General features: G+C 63.2%; 22 protein-coding genes. 15 read left to right on the top strand and 7 right to left on the bottom strand.

What is annotated here, in order from left to right; translation table 11 throughout:
* From HBA99_RS16225 to HBA99_RS16200, 6 genes are all read left to right on the top strand, one after another.
* Complete coding sequence (locus HBA99_RS16225) at nucleotides 1-1,500, top strand: YifB family Mg chelatase-like AAA ATPase (RefSeq protein ID WP_070952658.1); 1,500 nt, start codon at nucleotides 1-3, stop codon at nucleotides 1,498-1,500.
* Nucleotides 1,497-2,633 (top strand): DNA-processing protein DprA, encoded by a 1,137-nt coding sequence (dprA, locus tag HBA99_RS16220; RefSeq protein WP_070923631.1) that lies wholly within the window; start codon nucleotides 1,497-1,499, stop codon nucleotides 2,631-2,633. The genes HBA99_RS16225 and dprA overlap by 4 nt, the downstream gene beginning before the upstream one ends.
* A gap of 692 nt (nucleotides 2,634-3,325) precedes the next feature.
* Complete coding sequence (locus tag HBA99_RS16215; protein ID WP_070952659.1) at nucleotides 3,326-3,943, top strand: carbonic anhydrase; 618 nt, start codon at nucleotides 3,326-3,328, stop codon at nucleotides 3,941-3,943.
* A 10-nt stretch (nucleotides 3,944-3,953) separates the two neighbouring features.
* Nucleotides 3,954-4,775, top strand: a complete 822-nt coding sequence (locus HBA99_RS16210) for a YoaK family protein (RefSeq protein WP_057966669.1) — start codon at nucleotides 3,954-3,956, stop codon at nucleotides 4,773-4,775.
* Nucleotides 4,776-4,858: 83 nt separating this feature from the next.
* The gene (locus tag HBA99_RS16205; protein WP_109494466.1) at nucleotides 4,859-5,014 is read left to right on the top strand and encodes a hypothetical protein; all 156 of its coding nucleotides are present in this window, start codon (nucleotides 4,859-4,861) and stop codon (nucleotides 5,012-5,014) included.
* 51 nt (nucleotides 5,015-5,065) lie between these two features.
* On the top strand, nucleotides 5,066-5,965 hold the full coding sequence (locus HBA99_RS16200) for a LysR family transcriptional regulator (protein WP_070952660.1): 900 nt from the start codon (nucleotides 5,066-5,068) through the stop codon (nucleotides 5,963-5,965).
* Here HBA99_RS16200 and HBA99_RS16195 read toward each other — a convergent pair whose 3' ends face one another.
* Nucleotides 5,966-6,349: a DoxX family protein gene (locus HBA99_RS16195; RefSeq protein ID WP_057966671.1), complete on the bottom strand. Its 384-nt coding sequence runs from the start codon at nucleotides 6,347-6,349 to the stop codon at nucleotides 5,966-5,968. It lies immediately after the preceding gene.
* Between the two features lie 198 nt (nucleotides 6,350-6,547).
* Here HBA99_RS16195 and HBA99_RS16190 point away from each other — a divergent pair, with 198 nt between their 5' ends.
* From HBA99_RS16190 to HBA99_RS16180, 3 genes are all read left to right on the top strand, one after another.
* Nucleotides 6,548-7,135 (top strand): TetR/AcrR family transcriptional regulator, encoded by a 588-nt coding sequence (locus HBA99_RS16190; protein ID WP_057966672.1) that lies wholly within the window; start codon nucleotides 6,548-6,550, stop codon nucleotides 7,133-7,135.
* 75 nt (nucleotides 7,136-7,210) lie between these two features.
* Complete coding sequence (locus tag HBA99_RS16185; protein WP_070952661.1) at nucleotides 7,211-8,041, top strand: siderophore-interacting protein; 831 nt, start codon at nucleotides 7,211-7,213, stop codon at nucleotides 8,039-8,041.
* Nucleotides 8,038-8,952, top strand: a complete 915-nt coding sequence (locus tag HBA99_RS16180; protein ID WP_101312521.1) for a tyrosine recombinase XerC — start codon at nucleotides 8,038-8,040, stop codon at nucleotides 8,950-8,952. The genes HBA99_RS16185 and HBA99_RS16180 overlap by 4 nt, the downstream gene beginning before the upstream one ends.
* A 5-nt stretch (nucleotides 8,953-8,957) precedes the next feature.
* On the opposite strand, the gene HBA99_RS16175 is transcribed toward HBA99_RS16180, so the two are convergent.
* From HBA99_RS16175 to HBA99_RS16160, 4 genes are all read right to left on the bottom strand, one after another.
* Nucleotides 8,958-9,176, bottom strand: coding sequence for a hypothetical protein (locus tag HBA99_RS16175; protein ID WP_081342865.1), 219 nt, complete (start codon nucleotides 9,174-9,176; stop codon nucleotides 8,958-8,960).
* Nucleotides 9,177-9,537: 361 nt separating this feature from the next.
* Complete coding sequence (locus tag HBA99_RS16170) at nucleotides 9,538-9,978, bottom strand: hypothetical protein (protein ID WP_131821657.1); 441 nt, start codon at nucleotides 9,976-9,978, stop codon at nucleotides 9,538-9,540.
* Between the two features lie 105 nt (nucleotides 9,979-10,083).
* Nucleotides 10,084-13,023: an MMPL/RND family transporter gene (locus HBA99_RS16165; RefSeq protein ID WP_070923638.1), complete on the bottom strand. Its 2,940-nt coding sequence runs from the start codon at nucleotides 13,021-13,023 to the stop codon at nucleotides 10,084-10,086.
* Nucleotides 13,020-13,427 carry an MmpS family transport accessory protein gene (locus HBA99_RS16160; protein ID WP_030094014.1) on the bottom strand — a complete coding sequence of 136 codons (408 nt, stop codon included), beginning with the start codon at nucleotides 13,425-13,427 and terminating at the stop codon, nucleotides 13,020-13,022. The genes HBA99_RS16165 and HBA99_RS16160 overlap by 4 nt, the downstream gene beginning before the upstream one ends.
* Before the next feature lie 157 nt (nucleotides 13,428-13,584).
* On the opposite strand from HBA99_RS16160, the gene HBA99_RS16155 reads away from it, so the two are divergent.
* Together HBA99_RS16155 and HBA99_RS16150 are read left to right on the top strand one after the other, a co-directional pair.
* A complete protein-coding gene (locus tag HBA99_RS16155; protein ID WP_070923639.1) occupies nucleotides 13,585-14,550 on the top strand; it encodes a TetR family transcriptional regulator in 966 nt (321 codons plus the stop codon).
* A gap of 14 nt (nucleotides 14,551-14,564) precedes the next feature.
* The gene (locus HBA99_RS16150) at nucleotides 14,565-14,807 is read left to right on the top strand and encodes a hypothetical protein (RefSeq protein ID WP_070923640.1); all 243 of its coding nucleotides are present in this window, start codon (nucleotides 14,565-14,567) and stop codon (nucleotides 14,805-14,807) included.
* Here the strand turns inward: HBA99_RS16150 and HBA99_RS16145 are convergent.
* Nucleotides 14,795-15,253, bottom strand: a complete 459-nt coding sequence (locus HBA99_RS16145; RefSeq protein WP_081347053.1) for a M23 family metallopeptidase — start codon at nucleotides 15,251-15,253, stop codon at nucleotides 14,795-14,797. The genes HBA99_RS16150 and HBA99_RS16145 overlap by 13 nt on opposite strands.
* A 372-nt stretch (nucleotides 15,254-15,625) precedes the next feature.
* Here HBA99_RS16145 and rpsB point away from each other — a divergent pair, with 372 nt between their 5' ends.
* The 4 genes from rpsB to HBA99_RS16125 all read left to right on the top strand — a co-directional run bounded on the left by rpsB (nucleotide 15,626) and on the right by HBA99_RS16125 (nucleotide 19,357).
* On the top strand, nucleotides 15,626-16,459 hold the full coding sequence (gene rpsB / locus HBA99_RS16140; RefSeq protein ID WP_030094010.1) for a 30S ribosomal protein S2: 834 nt from the start codon (nucleotides 15,626-15,628) through the stop codon (nucleotides 16,457-16,459).
* Nucleotides 16,460-17,278 carry a translation elongation factor Ts gene (tsf, locus tag HBA99_RS16135; protein WP_046254186.1) on the top strand — a complete coding sequence of 273 codons (819 nt, stop codon included), beginning with the start codon at nucleotides 16,460-16,462 and terminating at the stop codon, nucleotides 17,276-17,278.
* Between the two features lie 76 nt (nucleotides 17,279-17,354).
* On the top strand, nucleotides 17,355-17,948 hold the full coding sequence (locus tag HBA99_RS16130) for a TetR/AcrR family transcriptional regulator (protein ID WP_057969245.1): 594 nt from the start codon (nucleotides 17,355-17,357) through the stop codon (nucleotides 17,946-17,948).
* A 26-nt stretch (nucleotides 17,949-17,974) separates the two neighbouring features.
* A complete protein-coding gene (locus tag HBA99_RS16125) occupies nucleotides 17,975-19,357 on the top strand; it encodes a family 1 glycosylhydrolase (protein WP_070931283.1) in 1,383 nt (460 codons plus the stop codon).
* Here the strand turns inward: HBA99_RS16125 and HBA99_RS16120 are convergent.
* On the bottom strand, nucleotides 19,354-19,971 hold the full coding sequence (locus HBA99_RS16120; RefSeq protein WP_070923642.1) for a uridine kinase family protein: 618 nt from the start codon (nucleotides 19,969-19,971) through the stop codon (nucleotides 19,354-19,356). The two genes, HBA99_RS16125 and HBA99_RS16120, sit on opposite strands and share 4 nt — an antisense overlap.
* Between the last annotated feature and the right edge of the window lie 36 nt (nucleotides 19,972-20,007).

Genomic DNA, 20,007 nt, shown 5'->3' with positions numbered 1-20,007 from the left:
ATGGCCCTAGGGAGAGCTTATTCCGTTGCGGTCAAGGCGGTAACCGGCCAAACGGTCGAAATCGAGGCCGATATCAGTGCTGGGCTCCCCGGTGTGCACCTGGTCGGGCTGCCCGATGCCGCACTGCAGGAATCTCGTGACCGTGTGCGCGCGGCGATCACCAACTGCGGGTTCACCTGGCCGTCGTCGCGTCTGACCTTGGCGCTGTCACCTGCGACATTGCCGAAGATGGGATCGGTGTATGACCTGGCGCTGGCAACCGCCGTGCTGTCGGCCGGTAACGCGATCCCGCCGACGAGGCTGGAAAAGAGCCTGCTACTAGGGGAGTTGGCGCTCGACGGGCGCGTGCGCCCGATCCGCGGAGTGCTCCCCGCAGTGCTGGCGGCCAAACGCGACGGGTGGCCAACCGTGGTGGTACCCGAGGCGAATCTAGGGGAGGCGGGTTTGGTCGACGGTATCGAGGTGCTGGGTGCTCGGACCTTGCGGCAACTGACGGGCTGGCTGTGTGCTGATGGCGAGCTGGAGCCGGTGCGGCCGTTGGACGTGCCATGCAAGAGCGATATGCCGGACATGGCGGACGTTGTTGGACATGCCGATGCGCGATTCGCGGTCGAGGTGGCGGCGGCGGGCGCTCACCACCTCATGCTGACCGGTCCGCCAGGCATCGGCAAAACAATGCTGGCGCAACGATTACCGGGGCTGCTGCCACTGCTGACCGATAGCGAGGCACTTGAGGTCACGGCTATCCATTCGGTGGCGGGTCTGTTGACGACGCAGCAGCCGTTGATCACCCAGCCACCGTTCGTGGCGCCACATCACACGTCGAGCGTCGCGGCTCTCGTCGGCGGCGGCTCCGGTATCGCCAAGCCTGGCGCGGTAAGTCGAGCTCACCGTGGCGTGTTGTTTCTCGACGAATGCGCCGAACTCTCGACGCCCGCACTGGAGGCACTGCGTACGCCGTTGGAGGATGGGGAGATTCGGTTGGCGCGCCGTGACGGCGTCGTCGTGTACCCGGCCAGATTCCAGTTGGTACTGGCGGCCAATCCGTGCCCGTGCGCGCCGGCGAACCCGCGAGACTGCACGTGTCCGGCTCCGGTACGTCGTCGCTACCTGGGCAAGTTGTCCGGTCCGCTTCTCGATCGGGTGGATCTTCGGGTAAAGATGCACCCGGTCAGCCAAAGCGCGCTCGGCGAGGCTGCCGAGGGCACGGTGCTTGTGCGCGAGCGTGTCCTCTTGGCGCGTGAGCGGGCGGCGCAGCGATGGTCGGCTTATGGATTCCGTGTCAATGCTGATGCCCCCGGTCCGCTGTTGCGTAAGGAGTTTCGACCGTCGAGGACGGTTATGGAGCCGCTGCGTAACGCCATGGAACGCGGGCTCATCAGTGTTCGTGCTTTGGACCGATGCCTACGTGTCGCGTGGACTCTCGCCGACCTCGGCGGGCGTGACTTCCCGGGCACCGAGGATGTCAAGCTCGCATTGACGTTTCGCGATAAACGATGAGCGATGTGTCGCCCGATTGGGCCTACCTATCCCGGGTGGCTGAGGCGCCCTGCGCGGAACTCGCGGCCATGGTGTCGGTGTTCGGCGTGCAGGAGACGGCAGAGCGCGTCCGGCGCTTGGCGGTACCGGACAGGGTGCGCACCATCGTGCAGTCCCGCCACGACATCGACAGCAGTCGCCAGGATCTGGAGACCCTGGCCCGCCTTGGTGGGCGCTTGGTGACACCCGATGATCCGGAATGGCCAGGGTGGCAGTTCCAGGATTTCGCAACGCTCGATACGAAACGCATGCCCAACGGACGAGCGCCGCTGGCACTCTGGGTACTTGGTGAGCACTCCCTATCAGAGGTCACGTCACGGGCTGCAGCACTCGTCGGTACGCGCGCCTGCACCGGATATGGCGAGCACGTAGCGGCCGAACTCGCATCGGGTTTGGCGGCCCATGAGATGGCGGTGGTATCGGGCGGTGCGTTCGGCATTGATGGTGCTGCGCATCGGGCGGCACTGGCCTGCGAGGGCATCACAGTCGCGGTGCTGGCAGGCGGTGTAGACGTGCCGTACCCGTCCGCTCACTCCGGGCTGCTCTACCGAATCGCTCGACACGGATTGGTGGTCAGCGAGTATCCGCCGGGAGTGCGGCCTGCGCGATATCGATTTCTCACCCGAAATCGATTGGTGGCAGCACTTTCCGGTGCCACAGTGGTGGTCGAGGCGGGGGTGCGCAGCGGTGCCGCCAATACCGCGGCATGGGCGCGCGGGCTTGGAAAGCCCGTCGGCGCGGTGCCCGGGCCGATCACATCGGCGGCATCGGCGGGTACCCATATCGAGATTGCCGAGCGCGGTGCGCGGCTCGTTGTCTGCGCACAAGATGTGATCGAGTTGGCAGGCAGATTGGGCGAATTCGCGGCCGATCCAGAACGCCCCGCCAGCATTGTCGACGGGCTCGGCGAGGACGAGAAGCGGGTCTACGAAGCATTGCCCGGACGGGGCAGCGCCTCGATTCAACAGCTGATTGCCGAGTCGGGACTGACCAGCGGCCAGGTGCAGGGCGCACTGGCGATCCTCGAACTTGAGGAATTGGTGGTGGACGCGGACGGTGGCTGGAAGATTAGACGCCGCGGCCGAGCCCGATGACCCTGACACTAAGCGGACATATCGGCGATGGTCTGGCGGAAGGAACGCGGCGCACGTCCGGTGTGCGATGCTTCATCGCGACACTCGCGGATACATCCCATGGGTCGTCCTGTGTGCGTGACATTTTCACGCATCTCTTGTCTTCGTCGAGCGGGATGTCCGGTGGCCCCTTTCTATGGTGCAGCGAAGTAGTTCGCCAATGCCATCATCGGCTTTGTCTGACAGCTAGAACGATTTCTTATGAAGTGCCGCAGTCTGAGTTTTTCCTGTGAATATTTGGGCCTGCTTATCCGGGCGTGGCTTCGTATTGTCCAGGTACTGAAATAGTCTGCGCAGCTGCGGCTTTCGATTGAGGGGGGTACCCAAAGTCCAAGGAAATACAAGGCGTTCGACTGTGTTGTGGCAGTGGACGATTGCCAACCGATTGAGGATCGGCGTTGCGGCCTCCGCCGAATCCAGGCATATTGGAATTGGGTGCTTTCAATGACTGCGACGCCCACCGGAGAGGTCTGCCAAGGCTGTCACTGTCGGTTATCGAATCTGCGATCCGACGAATTCCCTTACAGCAGTCCATATTTCGATGATCCACGGGGTATCTTTTGATGTCTCGATGATCAACGGTTGGTTGATAGAAGTCAACTATGTGTTGAAGATCACAGGCATGAGATACCCCCGTAGGGTATGAAGGAAATATGAGATCTGATCCGAAGTCCGCGTGGACGGCGCTCAAAGAGGGCAATGAGCGTTTTGTGGGTGGTTTTCCGCAGCATCCGAGTCAGAGCATCGCGCGTCGTACTGAGCTGGCAAATGGTCAGAGCCCTGATGTGCTGTTGTTCGGGTGTTCGGATAGCCGGGTGGCTGCGGAGATCATTTTCGATCAGGGCCTGGGCGATATGTTCATCGTGCGTACCGCCGGTCAGGTGATCGACTCCGCCGTCCTGGGCTCCATCGAGTACGCGGTGGCGGTACTGGGTGTGCCGCTGATCGCGATCCTGGGTCACGACTCCTGCGGCGCGGTAGGGGCCACGGTGGCCGCCCTGGACACCGGCGAGGTACCCGGCGGGTACATCCGGGACTTGGTGGTGCGGGTGATGCCCTCGATCCTGGGTGGCCGCAAGGATGGGCTGTCGCGCATCGATGAGTTCGAGGCCCGCCACGTCGAAGAGACCGGCATCAAACTGCTGCAGCGCTCTCAGGTGGTCGCCGATGCGGTCAAGGCCAACAAGCTCGCCATCGTGTACCTGACCTACAAACTCGCCGACGGACGCATCGTCCTGCACGGCCACGTCGGCGACATCGACAAGTCCTGAGTTGGCCACCATGAACCGGAAGAGCAGCGGGTCCATGACTTTAGATAACAGATCTCAGGATGACGTGGAAATGGACGATCGCAAGGGCGATGCCGTGGTGTCTAAGACCGCCGATGCCGTCATAACTCGTGAGGCCGCAATCGGCAGCGAGGCTAGGCTTTCGTGGCTGCTTTCGGGACTTGCGGGCATGGTCGGCGCGGTCGCCTTCCTGCACAGCGCAGGCTACTTCGTGACATTCATGACCGGAAACACCGAACGTGCGGTGCTGACGTGGTTCAAGGTCACCGACAAACAGCAGGTGGCGGGTGCGGGTCCGATTGCCGCTATCTCGATGATCGGGGCCTTCCTGTTCGGGGTGATCGTCGCCTCCTTCTGCCGGAGAAAATTTTGGAAGAATCATCCGCACGGTGCGACGGTGCTGACCACGGTGGGTCTCCTCGCGGCTGCCGCGGTCGACTTCTATCAGGACCGGAGTTTCACGGCGAACATTGACGTGCATTTCACGCCGATTTTGTTGTTGGCCTTCTCGATTGGAGCGCTCAACACGTCGTTTGTGAAGAAGGGTGAAACCGCCATTCCCTTGAGCTACGTCACGGGAACCGTGGTCAAGTTGGGGCAAGGAATCGAACGCCATCTCTTTGGCAAGGGTTCGGTCTTTGAATGGCTTGGGTACGCGATGCTCTACCTGTCGTTCATCCTCGGTGCTGCCACGGGCGGAGTCATTGCCTCGGTCTACAGCGGATCCAAGGTGATACTCACCGTCGGATTAATATGTGGTGCAACGACACTCGTCACATTTTTCCACTCGGATCGCAAGACCATTCTCGGTTGAGTGATACGGCGATCCCTTCCGGCTGCATTGCCAGATCGATTTTCCAGAACAGTTGTTCAACCAAAGTAGGAAGGAAGCGCGGCATGGAGCCCGGATTTCAGATTTACGAGTCCCACAAGGTTGAATCGAGCAGCCCCATCGAGCACATGAACGACCTCGCCACGGCGATGATCATTGCGGTCCTTTTCATCGCGCTGGGAGTGGCCAAGTTCGGGCCGCTTTGGCTTATCAACTACTGACCCTGCCTTGTCAACCGCGGGAACTCCTGTCTGGCCTGTGGGTGATTCGCTATGGAACTGAGGCAGCTTGAGTACTTTCTCGCGGTCGCCGAACACTCGAATTTCACCCGCGCCGCGGAGGCTTTGCATGTCGCTCAGCCTTGGGTAAGTGCTCAGGTCCGGAGACTGGAGCGGGAGCTCGGTCACGAGCTTTTCGACCGTTCGAGCAGAGCACTCAAGCTGACCGAGTTTGGCAAGATGTTGTTCCCGCTCGCCGAAACGGCACTTCAGATCGTGGGCAAGATACGGTTGACCGCAAGCGCCATGGCGGGCGTCCTGTGTGGGCATCTGGCTATTGGAACGCTCGATCATCCGCTGCCGTTACTCGCCGATGCCTTGGCCGCGTTCCACCAAGCGCATCCCGCAGTGTCGATCACACTGACCGAAGCGCGATCGGATCAACTCACGGCGGCGGTGCTAGAACGCAAACTCGACGTCGCCGTGGTCAGGCAGGGCTCGTCAACGCCCCCGCTGTTACGCGAGCAGCCTCTCGCCCAACAGAACATCGTGGCCATCGTCCATCGCGACGACCCCTTGGCATCGCATGCGTCGATCAGTCTTGAGGATCTGCGCAACCGTGCGCTCATCAGTCATCCGCAGGGGTCCGGGATTCGGGCAATCCTTGATCAGGCTTGCCTGGCACAAGGATTCGTTCCTGACATCGCCTTCGAGACGAACTCAATCGACATGATGAATCACCTCGCTACCCGGGATCTGGGCGTTGCCGTAACGCCGGAGTTTCCTGCTGATCGTCTGGACCGAGTTCGCCAGATCGACCTGTCCGATGAGGTGATGCGTGGGCGCCTCACGCTGGTGTGGAGAGAAAAAGGCGCCACGCCGGAAGCTGAGGCCTTCGCCGCATATATGAGCGAATTGTGCAGCGCGCAGACCAATCTCGTGGGTGTGCCGTAGTCACTGTCCGGAGGTCGACAACGCGTACCACTCGAACGCGACGAATACCGCAAGCACGATGAGGATCACGTTGACCATGGTCAATTTCCATTCATTGCGGCGGACATGAACACCAAAGGCCCCCGCCTGTAACACTGCGAGTCCGGCAGCGGCAAGCGGACTCAGCACCGGGGCGATCCCGGTGGCGTGCGGGAGCACCACGCCGATTCCGCCGAGCACTTCCAGCCCGCCGATCGCCTTGACCACGTGAGGTCTGAAATCGGTGGCCCAGGCGAGGTTGGGATTGGCGGCGATCTTTTCGTACGGGGTGATCAGTTTGAACACGCCCGCGCCGAGATGCACCACGGCGAGCACACCGGCGCAGATCCACAACCAGGTATCCATCGCGCCAGTATGCCCGGCCGTAACGGTGGTATTCGGCAATCCCGATAAAGATCATGACCGTTGTGCGGAAGGCCTGAACGCGATTGCCAGCTAGTGGGGGGATGATGGTTGGGAAGGAAGGATGTGGCGGATTTCGTGACTGAAACGGGTGAGTTGACGCGGCGCCCTCGTGGCCGGCCGCGCAAAGGCGGCGAGGGAGTGTCGGCCGACGCGATCTTCACCGCGGCGCTGCAAGCGTTCGCCACGCATGGCTATCAGGGCATGTCGATGCGCACCCTCAATCGCGAGCTGGGCGTAAGCCATAACCTGCTACATCAACGTTTTTCGTCCAAGGAACAGCTGTGGTATGCGGCCGTCGACTGGGGATTTCAGGCGATCATCGACAAGGTGCTGGCAGATGACGACGAGAGCCTGAATTCTGCGGAGCGGATCAAACGATTCATCAAGATGTTTGTGATCTTCGCGGCCGAACACCCCGAATTGATCCGCATCATGGACATCGAGGCGGGCCAGGACAGCGAGCGGCTGCAACACATCTGTCAGGCCTACGTCATCCCCATGCAGGAACGGCTCGGGCCGGTGTACGAGGAGGCGGTCAAGGCAGGCGAACTGCGCGATGTGCCGCTGCAGACCAGCTTCTTTCTCATCACGTCCGGCACCGCCGCCTTGTTCAGTAGCGGAGCGCTGGCTCGTACCGTCTTCGGCGATGCCGTGTTCGATCCGGATCAGGTGCACGCGCACGCCGAGGCCGCCGCAGAGCTGATCGTCAGGGGCATGCTGCCCTGACGGGGGCGCCCATTCACGGGCATTCCTCCGTATAGTCAAGGCAATTGACATGGAGGATCCGACGCAGGAGGCGATATGGCACGCCCGCTCCACGAGTTACAGGTCGTTCGCACCGAACAAGTGACGCCGCACATCACCCGGGTGGTGCTTGGCGGTAACGGATTCGACGGTTTCGAGGCCAACGCGGATACCGACAGCTACGCCAAGCTGATATTCCTTCCCGAGGGCCACGAAGGGCCGGGTCCGCGCGACATCGATCAGGCACGCGACATGCAGGCCACGGTGCGCACGTACACCATCCGTTCCATAGATGCCGACCGTCGCGAGATCGCGATCGACTTTGTGGTGCACGGCGACACTGGGGTGGCGGGCCCGTGGGCTGCACGGGCCACGCCAGGTGACAAGCTGTATCTCACCGACTCGCACGGCGCCTACTCGCCAGATCCCGCCGCTGACTGGCATCTGCTCGCCGGCGATGAATCGGCCGTCCCGGCGATCACCGTCGCGCTGCAAGCACTTCCAGAGGGCGCCCGCGCCAAGGTGTTCATCGAGGTGGCAGGCCCGCAGGATGAGATCGCCTTCGACACCCGCGGCGATGTCGAGATTGTCTGGGTTCACCGGGGCGCTGGTGCCGACGAGGTCGATGAGAGCCTGGCGGGGGATAACGCCCCGTTGGTGGCGGCGGTTCGCTCGGCGGAGTGGCTGCCCGGACAGGTGCAGGTATTCATCCACGGCGAGGCCCAGACCGTCATGCACAACCTGCGGCCGTACATACGCAAGGAACGTGGGGTCGCACCGAAGTGGGCCGCCTCGATTTCGGGCTATTGGCGCCGTGGGCGAACCGAGGAGACTTTCCGCGTGTGGAAGCAGGAGCTAGCGGCCGCCGAAGCTACCGTGGGGGAGTGACTCCGCAGCTGACCGCGATTCTCGACGAGTTCGCCGAGCATCTGGCGCTGGAGCGCGGACGGTCGGTACACACCCAACGGGCCTATCGTGGCGATCTCACCTCGTTGTTTGATCACCTGTCGGCGACCAATCCGCAGGCATCCCTGGCTGATCTGTCATTGCCGGTGTTGCGGTCATGGCTCGGCGCTCAGGCCCGGCAGGGTGCGGCGCGGTCTACGGTCGCGCGGCGTACTTCGGCGGTGAAGATTTTCACCGCGTGGGCGACCCGTCGCGGATTGATGAAGACGGATCCCGCGATTCGCCTACAACAGCCCAAATCTCGCCGCACCCTCCCCGCGGTGCTACGACAAGACCAGGCCGTGGCGGCGATGGAAGCCGCGCATTCGGGTGCCGAGCAAGATGATCCGATGGCACTGCGGGATCGGCTGATCGTGGAGATGCTCTATGCCACCGGGATTCGGGTCAGTGAGCTTTGCGGTTTGGATGTGGACGATATCGATAGGTCGCGAAAGGTGTTGCGCGTCTTGGGTAAGGGCGACAAGGAGCGCACCGTGCCGTTTGGAGGTCCCGCCGCCGATGCGCTGACGGCGTGGCTGGAGCGCGGTCGGGCGGATCTCGCCAACTCGGGCTCGGGGGCTGCGCTGCTCCTGGGTGCGCGTGGCCGGCGTATCGATCCGCGTCAGGTTCGCACCGTGGTGCATCAAACCATGTCCGCCGTGCCCGGGGCGCCGGATATCGGCCCGCATGGTCTGCGGCACAGCGCCGCAACGCATCTGCTGGAAGGTGGCGCGGACTTGCGTGTCGTTCAGGAGCTGCTCGGGCACTCCACGCTGGCCACCACGCAGCTATATACCCACGTCACCGTGGCGCGTCTGCGAGCCGTACACGATCAGGCGCACCCGCGGGCGTGACGGTGTCACGGCCGCCCTCGCCATAGCCGGTTGGCCCAGCGCCGAATTCGCCGGGGACGGACATGGGCTGCCAAGTCCGCCTTCTCCTGCCGCGATTGCTTGCGCATCATGCGGTCCACTTCACGCTGGTAGTAGCTCATCGATCCGCCATTACCACCGGCTGCCCATAGGGCTACCACCACCAACAGGATAAGCAACGCGGTCAATCCGGCTACGGTAGGCATGGCGTGCACCCGCGATTCGAAACGGCTTCGAGATGTCCGGCGCCTAAACGTATCTCAATCGGGGTACGGGCGCGGAAGCCTTTCGGTACACCGAACCTACACATTGGTAGCTCACCTGCTTCGGTCTCTTGCGGCGCCGACTACACCAAATGCGTTTACGATAAGCCATCAATCGTAAATTGAATAGTCGGTTATATCGGGAATCACACCTTTTTTCTCTATGATTCAGATCACTTTGCCCCACATACTGGTCTCGGCGACGGCGCCTGGACGGCGGGTGTATCTTCTTGTTTTGCAAGAGTTTTGACTGATTTTTTGCCAGCATGTCAGTGTCGAAGTCCGCAGGTGGACGGCCGGTGCGTCATTTCTCGCCTTGCGGCACGGTGCTGGGCGGAGCCAACAGCGGGGCTACTCGATCGATGGCGGCGGCCAGTAGCAATGTGGCCGGCTTTCCGGACCTGCCAAGAATGCGCTTACCTCGACCGCGTCTGGATCCCATGCCGCCCGCGAAACCATTCAGAGTTTGGACTGTCAGACTGAAGGGCCTTACTTGCCAAGATATTTCGCGGACCTTTCCGCTCTCGTCGAGTCGTAGTACCCAGGTAGCATTGCCGGAGCGCGTACCTACAGTCACCGCGCCGATGAGAACCCGAGTCCTGTCATCGCCGAATTCTTCCAGTTCATCTACAGCCGTGAGGATTTCGCACAAGATCTCCATCAGCTCGGAGACGCCTCGGCCTACGATCGGGGTACTCATGACGGGGGAGTGATAGGTCACGTCACTTGCCAATGCGGCAACCATAGCGTGAGAGTCACGGTCCCGTAGCGCGATACCGAACTCATGCATATTGGCTCCTTCGGGTCTGTGGCGCTCAGTTCATCTCAATTCATCGCGTACAGGCGGCCCTCAGCGCGGCGTCCCAACCAGATGTCCGTGCTCTGGCGCACCCACGGGCGCAACGCTGTTCGGGACCGCGTCGCGGCTGGCGGCTCTGTCGTGTATCACCACTGGCCACCAGAACCAGCGGCCCAGCAGGGTCGCGATGGCGGGCACGAGGAACGATCGCACGATCAGGGTGTCCATGAGCAGGCCGAGGCCGACCGCCGTACCGAGCTGGGCGATGTTGCGCGCCGGCGCAACGATCATCGCGAACATGGTGAAACCGAAGACCAGACCCGCGGTTGTCACCACCCCGCCGGTGTTGGCCATAGAGCGGATGACACCTGTCTTGATGCCAGCGTGTATCTCTTCCCGGAACCGGGCCACCAGCAGCATGTTGTAATCGGCGCCGACGGCGACAAGGAACACGAATGACAGTGGAGCCACCGACCAATGCAGCGGGATGCCGACGAGGTCCTGCCAGACAAACACGGTGAGGCCCAGCGCCGAGACGTAGGACAACGCGACAGTCCCGATAACCACCATCGCGGCGACGAGGCTGCGTAGCAGGATCAGTATCACGCAGAACACGAAGGCGAACGCGGCCACGGCGCTGGTGATGAAGTCCTCACGTGTAAAGGCTTCGATGTTCAACAGGGTGCCGCCCGGCCCTCCGATACTCACTGTGCTGCCTGCCAGCGATGTGCTCTTAATGGACTGCAGTGCCGTCGGGATGATCTCGGAGCTCAGGTCCATAGCCTCCTGGCTGAATCCCTCCTTTTCCGGAGTGACGACCATCCGTGTCACCTTGCCGTCGGGGGAGAAGAAGTACGGCATAGCGCTTTTGAAGAGTGGATTCTCGAAGGCCTGCGTAGGTATGAAGAAGGAGTTACTCGGGTCGCCTGCCGTGAAGCTCTTGCTGAGGTCATCGGTGAACTGAGTGATCTCGGTGACCTGGGGCAGCAGAACCTGCAGGGTGCTCTGCAGTGGTGCGATAACCGCGTTGACCTGGGTGATGAAGTCCTTGAGTCCCGGTAGCTGTGCACCGAGCGCCGGCAAGGACTGTGCCAGCGTGCCGGTTCCGTTCACCAGATTGCCGACAAGCCCGTCGAAACGGTGCAGATCGTCGAAGAGGGAGAAGCCGGTGAGTGCAGCCTGGCAATAGTCGTTATCGCGGCAGTTCGGGATCCCGCCGATGAAGTCCTCGGCGGGTTTGGCCGTCCCGCGCAACGAGTCGACCTTCTGCACCACGGCGGCCAGGCTGGTGCGTAATTCCGTTGCACCTGAATGTATCTGGGTCGCACCTACGGTGCCGGTGCGCAGCGCCTGCTCCAAGCCCCGCACTGTCAGCGAAAGTTGGCCCACTCGGCCGCTGAGAGCGGTCAGGTCCTCGATGCGCTGCGTAAGCAGTTTGGTCATTTGGGTCAGCCGCCCACCGACATAACCGGCTTGCGCGGGCAGTGTCCCCAGTTCCAAGGGGGCCGCCAGCGGCCGGGTGATGCCCTGCACGTTGCTGATACCGGGGATATTCAGTACGGCATTGCTCATCTTCGCCAGGGCGATCAGATCCGCGGAGTTGCGCATGTCGTGGTCTGCTTCCACGATGAAGACGCTGGGGGACATGATATTTGGCGGCAAATGACGGTCCGAGGCGGCGAAGCCGATGTTCGCGGGGGAGTCGCTGGGCTGAGCTTGCCGCTCGTTGTAACTGGGCTGGAACCCGGGCACCGCCAGAAATGCGATCGCGAGCACGGCCAAGCTGCCTGCCAACACCGGCCCCGGCCACCGCACCACGTACGTGGCGATGCGCCGCCACCGGCGCTGCGACTTCTCCTCGCGCGGCTCGAAGAATCCGAATCTGCTACCGGCAGCCAGTGCGGCGGGCGCGAGAGTCAGCGCGGCGGCGAGGGTGACCACCACCGCAACCGTGCAGGGCAGCCCCGACGTACTGAAGATGGCCAGGCGGGTGAAGACCATGCAGGCTGTCGCCCCGGCAACGGTGAGCCCCGAGGCGATAATGATGTGTTGCACCCCCGCCAGTGCCGTGTAGTAGGCCCCGACCGGGTCTTCACCGGCCCGCCGTGCCTCCTGGTATCTGCCCAAAAGGAAAATGCCGTAGTCGATTCCGGCACCCAGCACGATCACCGCCAGTAGCGCCGAGGCGAAGATCGACACGCCGATGACTTGGTGTTCGCCGAGGAACGCGACGATGGGTCGACCGACGGCAAGCCCCGCTCCCGCGACGAGTAGTGGCAGTGCGATGGTGATCGGCGAGCGGTACACCACCAACAAGATGAGGCCCACCAGCCCCGCACATGCGATCAGCAGGATCAGGATCGAGTCGTTGATCGACACCAGCTCGTCGTTCACCACCGCGGAAGGGCCCGTCAGGTGCGCGGTGATTCCTTTGGGCGGCGGGTACTGGGCGATGAGTTCGCGGATCTTCGCGGTCGATTCCATGGCCAGGGCAGTCCCCATATTGCCCTTGAGGTTGATCAGGACGTATGCGGCCTTCCCGTCGGCACTTTCGTTGGCCGGCGCGAACTGCGGATCCGACCACAGATCCATGGAGGAGTTGACGTGCTTCTTGTCCTGGTTGATCCGATCAAGGATCGACGAGTAGTACTGGTGCGCCTCGGCGCCCAGCGGAGCTTCGCCCTCGAGGAGGAGATAGACAAAGTTGTTGGTACCGGCACCGCCGAAGTAATCGCCCATCTTCGAGATCGCCTGCACGGAGGCGGCGTCATCGGGCAGAAACGAGCGGGCGTGCTGTTTGATCACCGTTTCTAGCTGGGGCACAGCGAGATTGAGAATGCCGGCCGCGCCAAGCCACACCACGAGGATAGGTATGGAGAACCGGTAGAGCAGCCGCGCCAGCAGCGGTCGTCCCGGTGTGGGTGCCACGTCGGCGGGGCCGGCCCACAACTTGTCCCATACCTGTACGCGAAACTTGTCCAAGAGATTCACGCCACCGCCACCTGACAGGAGACGGCCGATGCGTCGGCCGCGCTTTGGTCACGTGTGAGCCCGTCGATCGTGATGCGACAAGACATCTGCCCCGAACTGGATTGCGCGACGAGTCCCGCTGGGACGACAAGTTGTTTGGCATGCAGGGTGGTCTGCCAGGGAAGCGTGCCCGACACTTCGCGTACGGCGCCGTCGACATCCAGGTAGGACGCGGTGATCGCGCTGCCTGCGGGCCCGTCGAGCCGGTACTCGACGACCTTGTCCCGTGGCTTGCCGATGACTGGTGGCTTGGCCGAATGGCCGATGGCGGGGTCAGGAATGTCGCTGAGCCGTAGATGGGCTATGTAGGCCCCGGCGATGCAGAGAACCGCCGTCGATACCAGATACACCCACGCGCCACGCATTCCAGCTCCTCATTGATCCGGTTGGTGAGCGTTGACGTTAACTGGCTGATTGTTAATTTAACAGTTGGTCATATGAACATCACACCGATCGGTCTACTGTGATGCCGCGCACATGAATACTCGGCACGGGAAGGCTCGAGGCTGGTACAAGGGACTGATGACACGGGCAGGCACCAAGGGCATGCCCCGCGCCGAGCGGGAGCAGCAGATCCTCGATGCCGCGTGCCAGGAGTTCGGCCGCAGCGGATACGCGGGCATGTCCCTGGCGGCGGTGGCATCGGCGGTCGGTGTATCCAAGCCCATGGTGCTGGCATATTTCGGGTCCAAGGAGCAGCTCTACATCGCGTGCGTGCGGCGCGCCGGAGCGATCGTCGGTGACCACATCGCTGCGGCAATGGAGGCGGCCCCGCCCACACTCGCGTTGCCACGGGCAGTGCTGCAGGCGATCTTTCAGGCGTTGGCACCCCGCCCATCCGATTGGCTGGTGATCTGGGATCAGACGCTGCCTGAGGACAGTGATGCACTCGCGGCTGCCCGGATCGCCAGAATGCGTCTCGCTGCCCTGGCCGGCCAGGGCGTGGCAGCGGTGGGAAGTGCGGCCACCGAGCTGCGCGATCCACAGGACATCGGTGTGCTCACGCAGGGCTGGATGGGGATGGTCGGCGCCATGATCACCTGGTGGATCCGGCACCCAGACCAGAGCGCGGAGCAGATGGCCGAGCGCGCCAGCCGACTGATCACGATCATCGCCAGTGCCGGGATATCCGAGGCGGAGTCGCCCGACGGGGTTGCCACGCCCCGCCCGGGCAAGCCCGTGCGGGGGTCCGGTTCCGGGCAGCCACTCAACGCGGCATTCGACCTTTTCGGTCGCCGTTGGGCCATTCTGGCGCTCTGGGAGCTGCGGTCCGGGTCAAAGACTTTCTCTGAGCTCAGGCAGCATATGAGCGATGTCGGGGAGGTATCGAGCGGCGTCCTCACCACACGCCTTAGCGAGCTGACCGCCGCCCACATCGTGCGCAGCCAGGACGGGCAGTACTCGCTGACGGCGGTGGGCAAGGCGTTGCTCGTCGCGCTGGCCCCGCTGGAATTGTGGGCAAGGGCCTGGTCGAAATCGGTCCGATGATTAGAGTGCCAAGCATGCGCGCCGGAATTCTGGTGGCGGCCACCGCCGTTGTGGGCCTCGGACTCGTGGCCGCGGGAACGGCGACCGCTGATGTCTACCCGCCATGGTGGGTGTGCATGGCCAACGGCGGTGAGATGCGTGCGTTTTACCAAGTGGTCACCGAGCAGGACGCACTCGACAGATTCCACGATGCGCTTACCAGGCTGTCGCAGGCCACCGGAAAGCCCGCGCACGTCGACATCTGTCAGCCCGCCTGAAGCGGTTTGAGTCGCAGTGGCGTAGTGGCCAACAGTCCCAGCGGGTCCAGGTAGTTCGCCGCCGAAGCAGGCCCGCGCAACGCGCCCCAGTGCAAACAAGCCGCACCATCGCAGCCGGGATGTCCGGGCCGCAATGTCCCGATGACCGATCCTTCGCTCACGCGCTGACCAGGCTTGACCAGCGGGGTAACCGGCTCGTAGGTGGTGCGCAGGCCGCCGACGTGTTCGATCGAGACCAGCGTCCTACCGGCGAGAGATCCTGCGTACACCACGATGCCCGGCCCGGCCGCAGCCACCCGCTGATCGGGGAAGCCGGCCAAATCGACCCCGCGATGGCCCCGATTCCAACGCTCGCGCGGCTTGTCGAAGTGCCGGGTTACCGCAGGTCGAGGACGTAGCGGCCAGCCGAAACGATCACCCGTGTCACCCGGTGCGGTGGCAGCCACGGGGGAGGCAGTCAGCGCCACGGCCAGGATCAGTCCGGGACAGCCGACCCTTCTGAACCTCACGACATCATCGTGACCGGACGATTGTGGTGGAGGAAAGAGCCATTTCGGCCCCTGTGGACAACCTCCGGGGTCTGCGCCCGATGCTTCGGTGCGTGGCGAAAAGCACTCGTCGCAGCATGTAAACTCATGACCGCAACTCGCCTAGCGGGTTGACTTCGCGCGTCTGTACACGAACTCGTGACCGGCATGCCGGGCGGTCCCATCCAGGGTTTCCTTCGGGAATCGAGGAATGGGTTCCGGCATCAGCAGACGCTAGGGCCCAGGATCACCCGATCCCGGGCGACAACCGACAAAAGGAACCATGGACTCATGGCTGTAGTAACTATGAAGCAGCTGCTTGACAGCGGCGCGCACTTCGGGCACCAGACCCGTCGTTGGAACCCCAAGATGAAGCGGTTCATCTTCACCGACCGCAACGGCATCTACATCATCGACTTGCAGCAGACGCTGACCTACATCGACAAGGCGTACGAGTTCGTCAAGGAGACCGTCGCTCACGGTGGGTCGGTCATGTTCGTCGGCACCAAGAAGCAGGCTCAGGAGCCCATCGCCGAAGAGGCGACTCGCGTTGGCATGCCTTACGTCAACCAGCGCTGGCTGGGCGGCATGCTCACCAACTTCTCCACTGTTCACAAGCGTCTGCAGCGCCTCAAGGAGCTGGAGTCGATGGAGCAGACCGGTGGCTTCGAGGGACGCACCAAGAAGGAAATTCTCATGCTCACGCGTGAGAAGAACAAGCTTGAGCGCAGCCTCGGCGGTATCCGGGACATGCAGAAGGTGCCGTCGGCGATCTTCGTGGTGGATACCAACAAGGAGCACCTCGCCGTAGCCGAGGCCCGCAAGCTGAACATCCCGATCATCGCGATCCTGGACACCAACTGCGATCCCGATGTCGTCGACTACCCGATCCCGGGCAACGATGACGCGATCCGCAGCGCCGCGCTGCTCACCAAGGTCGTCGCTTCCGCGATCGCCGAGGGCCTGCAGGCCCGCTCCGGCCTGGCCGGTGGCGACGAGAAGCCAGAGGCCGCCGAGCCGCTTGCCGAGTGGGAGCAGGAACTGCTTGCCTCCGCTGTCGCAACCACCGACGACGGTGCTGCGCCCGCGGCCGAGACCACCGAAACCACAACCGAGGAAGGCTAAATGGCGAATTTCACAGCCGCCGATGTGAAGCGGCTCCGGGAACTGACCGGTGCCGGAATGCTCGACTGCAAGAACGCCCTGGCCGAGTCCGACGGTGATTTCGACAAGGCCGTCGAGGTGCTGCGCATCAAGGGTGCCAAGGACGTCGGCAAGCGTGCCGAGCGCGCTACCGCTGAGGGCCTGGTTGTCGCGCGTGACGGCGCACTTGTCGAGCTGAACTCCGAGACCGACTTCGTCGCCAAGAACGCCGAGTTCCAGGGCCTGGCCGACGCCATTGTCGGTGCGGCCGCTGCCGGCAAGATCGGCGAGGTCGACGCCCTCCTGGCCGCCAAGGTCGAGGACGGCCGGACCGTTGAGCAGGCGATCGCCGACCTGGCCGCCAAGATCGGTGAGAAGTTGGAGCTGCGCCGGGTGGCGTACTTCGATGGCACTGTCGAGGCATACCTGCACAAGCGCGCCGCGGACCTGCCGCCGGCCGTGGGCGTGCTGGTCGAGTACACCGGTTCGGACGAGGGTGCCGCGCACTCCGTGGCGCTGCAGATCGCTGCGCTCAAGGCCAAGTACCTGACGCGCGAAGACGTTCCGGCCGACGTGGTCGAGAATGAGCGTCGCATCGCCGAGGAGACCGCCAAGGCCGAGGGCAAGCCCGAGGCCGCGCTGCCCAAGATCGTCGAGGGACGCGTGACTGGCTACTACAAGGATGTCGTGCTGCTGGATCAGCCGTCGGTGTCCGACAACAAGAAGTCCGTCAAGGCGCTGCTTGACGAGGCCGGTGTCACCGTGACCCGCTTTGCGCGGTTCGAGGTCGGCCAAGCCTAGGTTTCTCAAAACAATTCGGCCCCGCCAGGATTCGTTCCTGTGCGGGGCCGAACTGTTTGTGCGCTAGCCTCGGGCAATGCCAGCTGTTGGGCCTGACGCAAAGCGGTATCCCAAAGGGGAGGCCAAGCGCCGGGAGATCCTCGCCGCGGCGTTGACGGTGTTGGAGCGCGACGGGGAGGCCGGTGCCTCGATGCGTGTCATAGCCAAGGAAGCCAACATCAGCCTGGCCGGGCTCATGCACTACTTCCCGACGCGCGATGTGATCCTCACCGAGATCCAGCGCGATGCCGACGCCAGATTTGAACATTGGTATGGCAATTCGGACTCCGAGATCGACCCCGGCGAGGTGCTCGCACAAGCGATGCTCGACAAGGCGAGTAAGCCTGGCTCCGGGACGGTGTATCTCTCACTGGCGGCCGCCGCGGCCGTTGACCCGGGCCATCCTGCCGGCGCTTACCTGCGGGAGAGATACGAGAGGATGCGCACGCTCATCGCCGAGTACGTGCGAGGGCGCCAAGCCGCGGGCGAGGTTCCCGAGCATGTCGATGCCGAATTCGCTGCGGCGGCGCTGATCGCGGCCGCAGACGGCATTCAGATCCAATGGATGTCGGATCCATCCATCGACATGGGCAGCCACATGCGGCGGGTGTGGGAGCGGCTACTGGCCTAGAAAACCATACAGTGTATGGTTTTTGTATGAAATGGATCGTCTCCGTCGTGGCATCGGCCGTCGTCGTGGCATTGGGATTGGCCGCTTGCAGCCCGCAGCAGGAGAGTTCGAAGGACGACTCCGCCTGGGATCGCGGGTTCTACTGGGGTACTGCAACTGCGGGCTACCAGGTGGAGGGCAGTGCTCCCGACAGCAATTGGCGACGCTATGTTGATCGCACCGCCGGTAGGCCGGTAGAGCCCGGGGCTGATCCTCTGGGGGCTGGCCCGGTCGACCCGTACCGGCAGGCCGATGATTTCCGCCATCGATACGCCGAAGACATCGCCAATGCTCATGCCATGGGCGTCAATACATTTCGATTCGGGCTGGAGTGGTCGCGGGTGATGCCCGAGCCGGGCAAATGGGACGAGAAGGAACTGGCGTACTACGACTCCATCGTCGCGACGCTACGCGAGAACGGCATGACCCCGATGATCACGCTCATGCACTGGGTATACCCGGGCTGGGTCGCCGACCGCGGCGGCTTCATGAACAACATCGCGGCGTTCGAAGACTTTGCCAAGGCAATCACCAAACGCTATGCCGGACAAGGGGTGCTGTGGGTCAGCATCAACGAGCCACTGGCTTTCGGGGCGATGGAGGTGCGCACCGGCGCGATCAAACCCGATCAGTTCGAAGGCTTCCTGGATCGTCTTGCGCAGGCTCATCGTGCGGTGTACCGGGCTGCGCACGACGCCGACCCCAAGGCCAAGGTGACCACCAACGAGGCCTACATCCCCCCGGATGTGTTGGCGCAGTTCGCAGGCTTCGGGGTGAAGGGTCTGGACGGTTCGTTCTTCGACCGGGTCACCGGCAGCCTGGATTACCTGGGCTTCGACTACTACACCGGCACTGCCCTGGACAATCCAGCCTCGACGCAGAGCATGGCCGCACGCTGGAACATCAAGTTGCAGCCCGAGGACATCTACTACGTGTCGCGGCATTACGCGCAGCGATACCCCGGGCTGCCGATCTACATCGTCGAGAACGGCATGGTCACCGACAACGGAAAGCCGCGCTCTGACGGCGTGACCCGATCGCAGTACCTCAACGACACCGTCTTCTGGCTACAGCGGGCCAAGGCCGACGATATCCCGATCATCGGGTACAACTACTGGTCGCTGGTCGACAACTACGAATGGGGAAGTTACCGGCCACGTTTCGGCCTCTACACCGTAGACGCGCTGGGTGATCCGGCACTGAAGCGCGTGCCCACCGATGCCGTCCAGACCTACACCCAGATCACCCGGGATGCAGGCACCGCAGCCGGCTACCGCCCGGCGATCCCGGCGGCGAAATGCTCCACGACGGTAGGGCGGGACAGCTGTGCGCCACTTGACCCGAACGGGCCGACGGTGCCGTTGCGTTAACGGCCGAGCAGGAAGTCGCGGTCGGGGTCGTCCGGTGGCACCGCGGGATCGCCGTCGACGATGAGGTCGGCGCGGGCCGCGGTGGGATCCCGGCGGAAGTGCGCTTCCTCCTCGTTGAGCCACAATCGCCAGAACTCGCGGAGCTCCTCGCCATCGCGAACCTCCGCCCGGCGCCTACGGGTCAGTTGGCCGGTCTGCACCCAGATCAGCGAACTCAACCAGCGGTCGGCGGCTGCGCGGCCCGAGCCGACGCCCTCGAGAATCAGCACCGACGGCGGTGCGCACTGCTCCGGTGGGCCGAATTCTCGGGTCGTCCAGTCGTAGCGCCGGTACCGCGCCAAGTTGCCGTGCGCCCAGGGCGCGAGAATCTGCTCCTCGAACCGCGGCCACCACCCGAAGAACGTCTCCCAGGACGCGAAGTCGTCGGTGTGCAGCAGTGCCGTGGACGGGGTTGTCGCCGATACCGCTGTGTGTAGTCGTGCAGCAAAGGTGCTCTTGCCGGCGGCGCCCCTGCCGTCGACGGCCACAACACGCACATCGCCGCAGTGTGGCTCGCTCTCGCTGATGATCGTGGCCAGCCACGCGAAGCTTCGCAGTGGTGCCGGTGTCGCCATGGCGCGAGCTTACTGGTGCTCGGCTAGCCTGTTGCG

Origin of the sequence: Mycobacteroides chelonae (genome assembly GCF_016767715.1) — a bacterium.
Classification (GTDB): domain Bacteria; phylum Actinomycetota; class Actinomycetes; order Mycobacteriales; family Mycobacteriaceae; genus Mycobacterium; species Mycobacterium gwanakae.
This window is presented reverse-complemented; position numbering and strand designations above follow the sequence as displayed.

Coding starts and splice junctions, on each gene's coding strand:
- HBA99_RS16225 (WP_070952658.1), top strand. CDS start 1: ATGGCCCTAGGGAGAGCTTATTCCGTTGCGGTCAAGGCGGTAACCGGC.
- dprA (WP_070923631.1), top strand. CDS start 1,497: ATGAGCGATGTGTCGCCCGATTGGGCCTACCTATCCCGGGTGGCTGAG.
- HBA99_RS16215 (WP_070952659.1), top strand. CDS start 3,326: ATGAGATCTGATCCGAAGTCCGCGTGGACGGCGCTCAAAGAGGGCAAT.
- HBA99_RS16210 (WP_057966669.1), top strand. CDS start 3,954: ATGAACCGGAAGAGCAGCGGGTCCATGACTTTAGATAACAGATCTCAG.
- HBA99_RS16205 (WP_109494466.1), top strand. CDS start 4,859: ATGGAGCCCGGATTTCAGATTTACGAGTCCCACAAGGTTGAATCGAGC.
- HBA99_RS16200 (WP_070952660.1), top strand. CDS start 5,066: ATGGAACTGAGGCAGCTTGAGTACTTTCTCGCGGTCGCCGAACACTCG.
- HBA99_RS16195 (WP_057966671.1), bottom strand. CDS start 6,349: ATGGATACCTGGTTGTGGATCTGCGCCGGTGTGCTCGCCGTGGTGCAT.
- HBA99_RS16185 (WP_070952661.1), top strand. CDS start 7,211: ATGGCACGCCCGCTCCACGAGTTACAGGTCGTTCGCACCGAACAAGTG.
- HBA99_RS16175 (WP_081342865.1), bottom strand. CDS start 9,176: ATGCCTACCGTAGCCGGATTGACCGCGTTGCTTATCCTGTTGGTGGTG.
- HBA99_RS16170 (WP_131821657.1), bottom strand. CDS start 9,978: ATGGTTGCCGCATTGGCAAGTGACGTGACCTATCACTCCCCCGTCATG.
- HBA99_RS16160 (WP_030094014.1), bottom strand. CDS start 13,427: ATGCGTGGCGCGTGGGTGTATCTGGTATCGACGGCGGTTCTCTGCATC.
- HBA99_RS16155 (WP_070923639.1), top strand. CDS start 13,585: ATGACACGGGCAGGCACCAAGGGCATGCCCCGCGCCGAGCGGGAGCAG.
- HBA99_RS16150 (WP_070923640.1), top strand. CDS start 14,565: ATGCGCGCCGGAATTCTGGTGGCGGCCACCGCCGTTGTGGGCCTCGGA.
- rpsB (WP_030094010.1), top strand. CDS start 15,626: ATGGCTGTAGTAACTATGAAGCAGCTGCTTGACAGCGGCGCGCACTTC.
- tsf (WP_046254186.1), top strand. CDS start 16,460: ATGGCGAATTTCACAGCCGCCGATGTGAAGCGGCTCCGGGAACTGACC.
- HBA99_RS16130 (WP_057969245.1), top strand. CDS start 17,355: ATGCCAGCTGTTGGGCCTGACGCAAAGCGGTATCCCAAAGGGGAGGCC.
- HBA99_RS16125 (WP_070931283.1), top strand. CDS start 17,975: ATGAAATGGATCGTCTCCGTCGTGGCATCGGCCGTCGTCGTGGCATTG.
- HBA99_RS16120 (WP_070923642.1), bottom strand. CDS start 19,971: ATGGCGACACCGGCACCACTGCGAAGCTTCGCGTGGCTGGCCACGATC.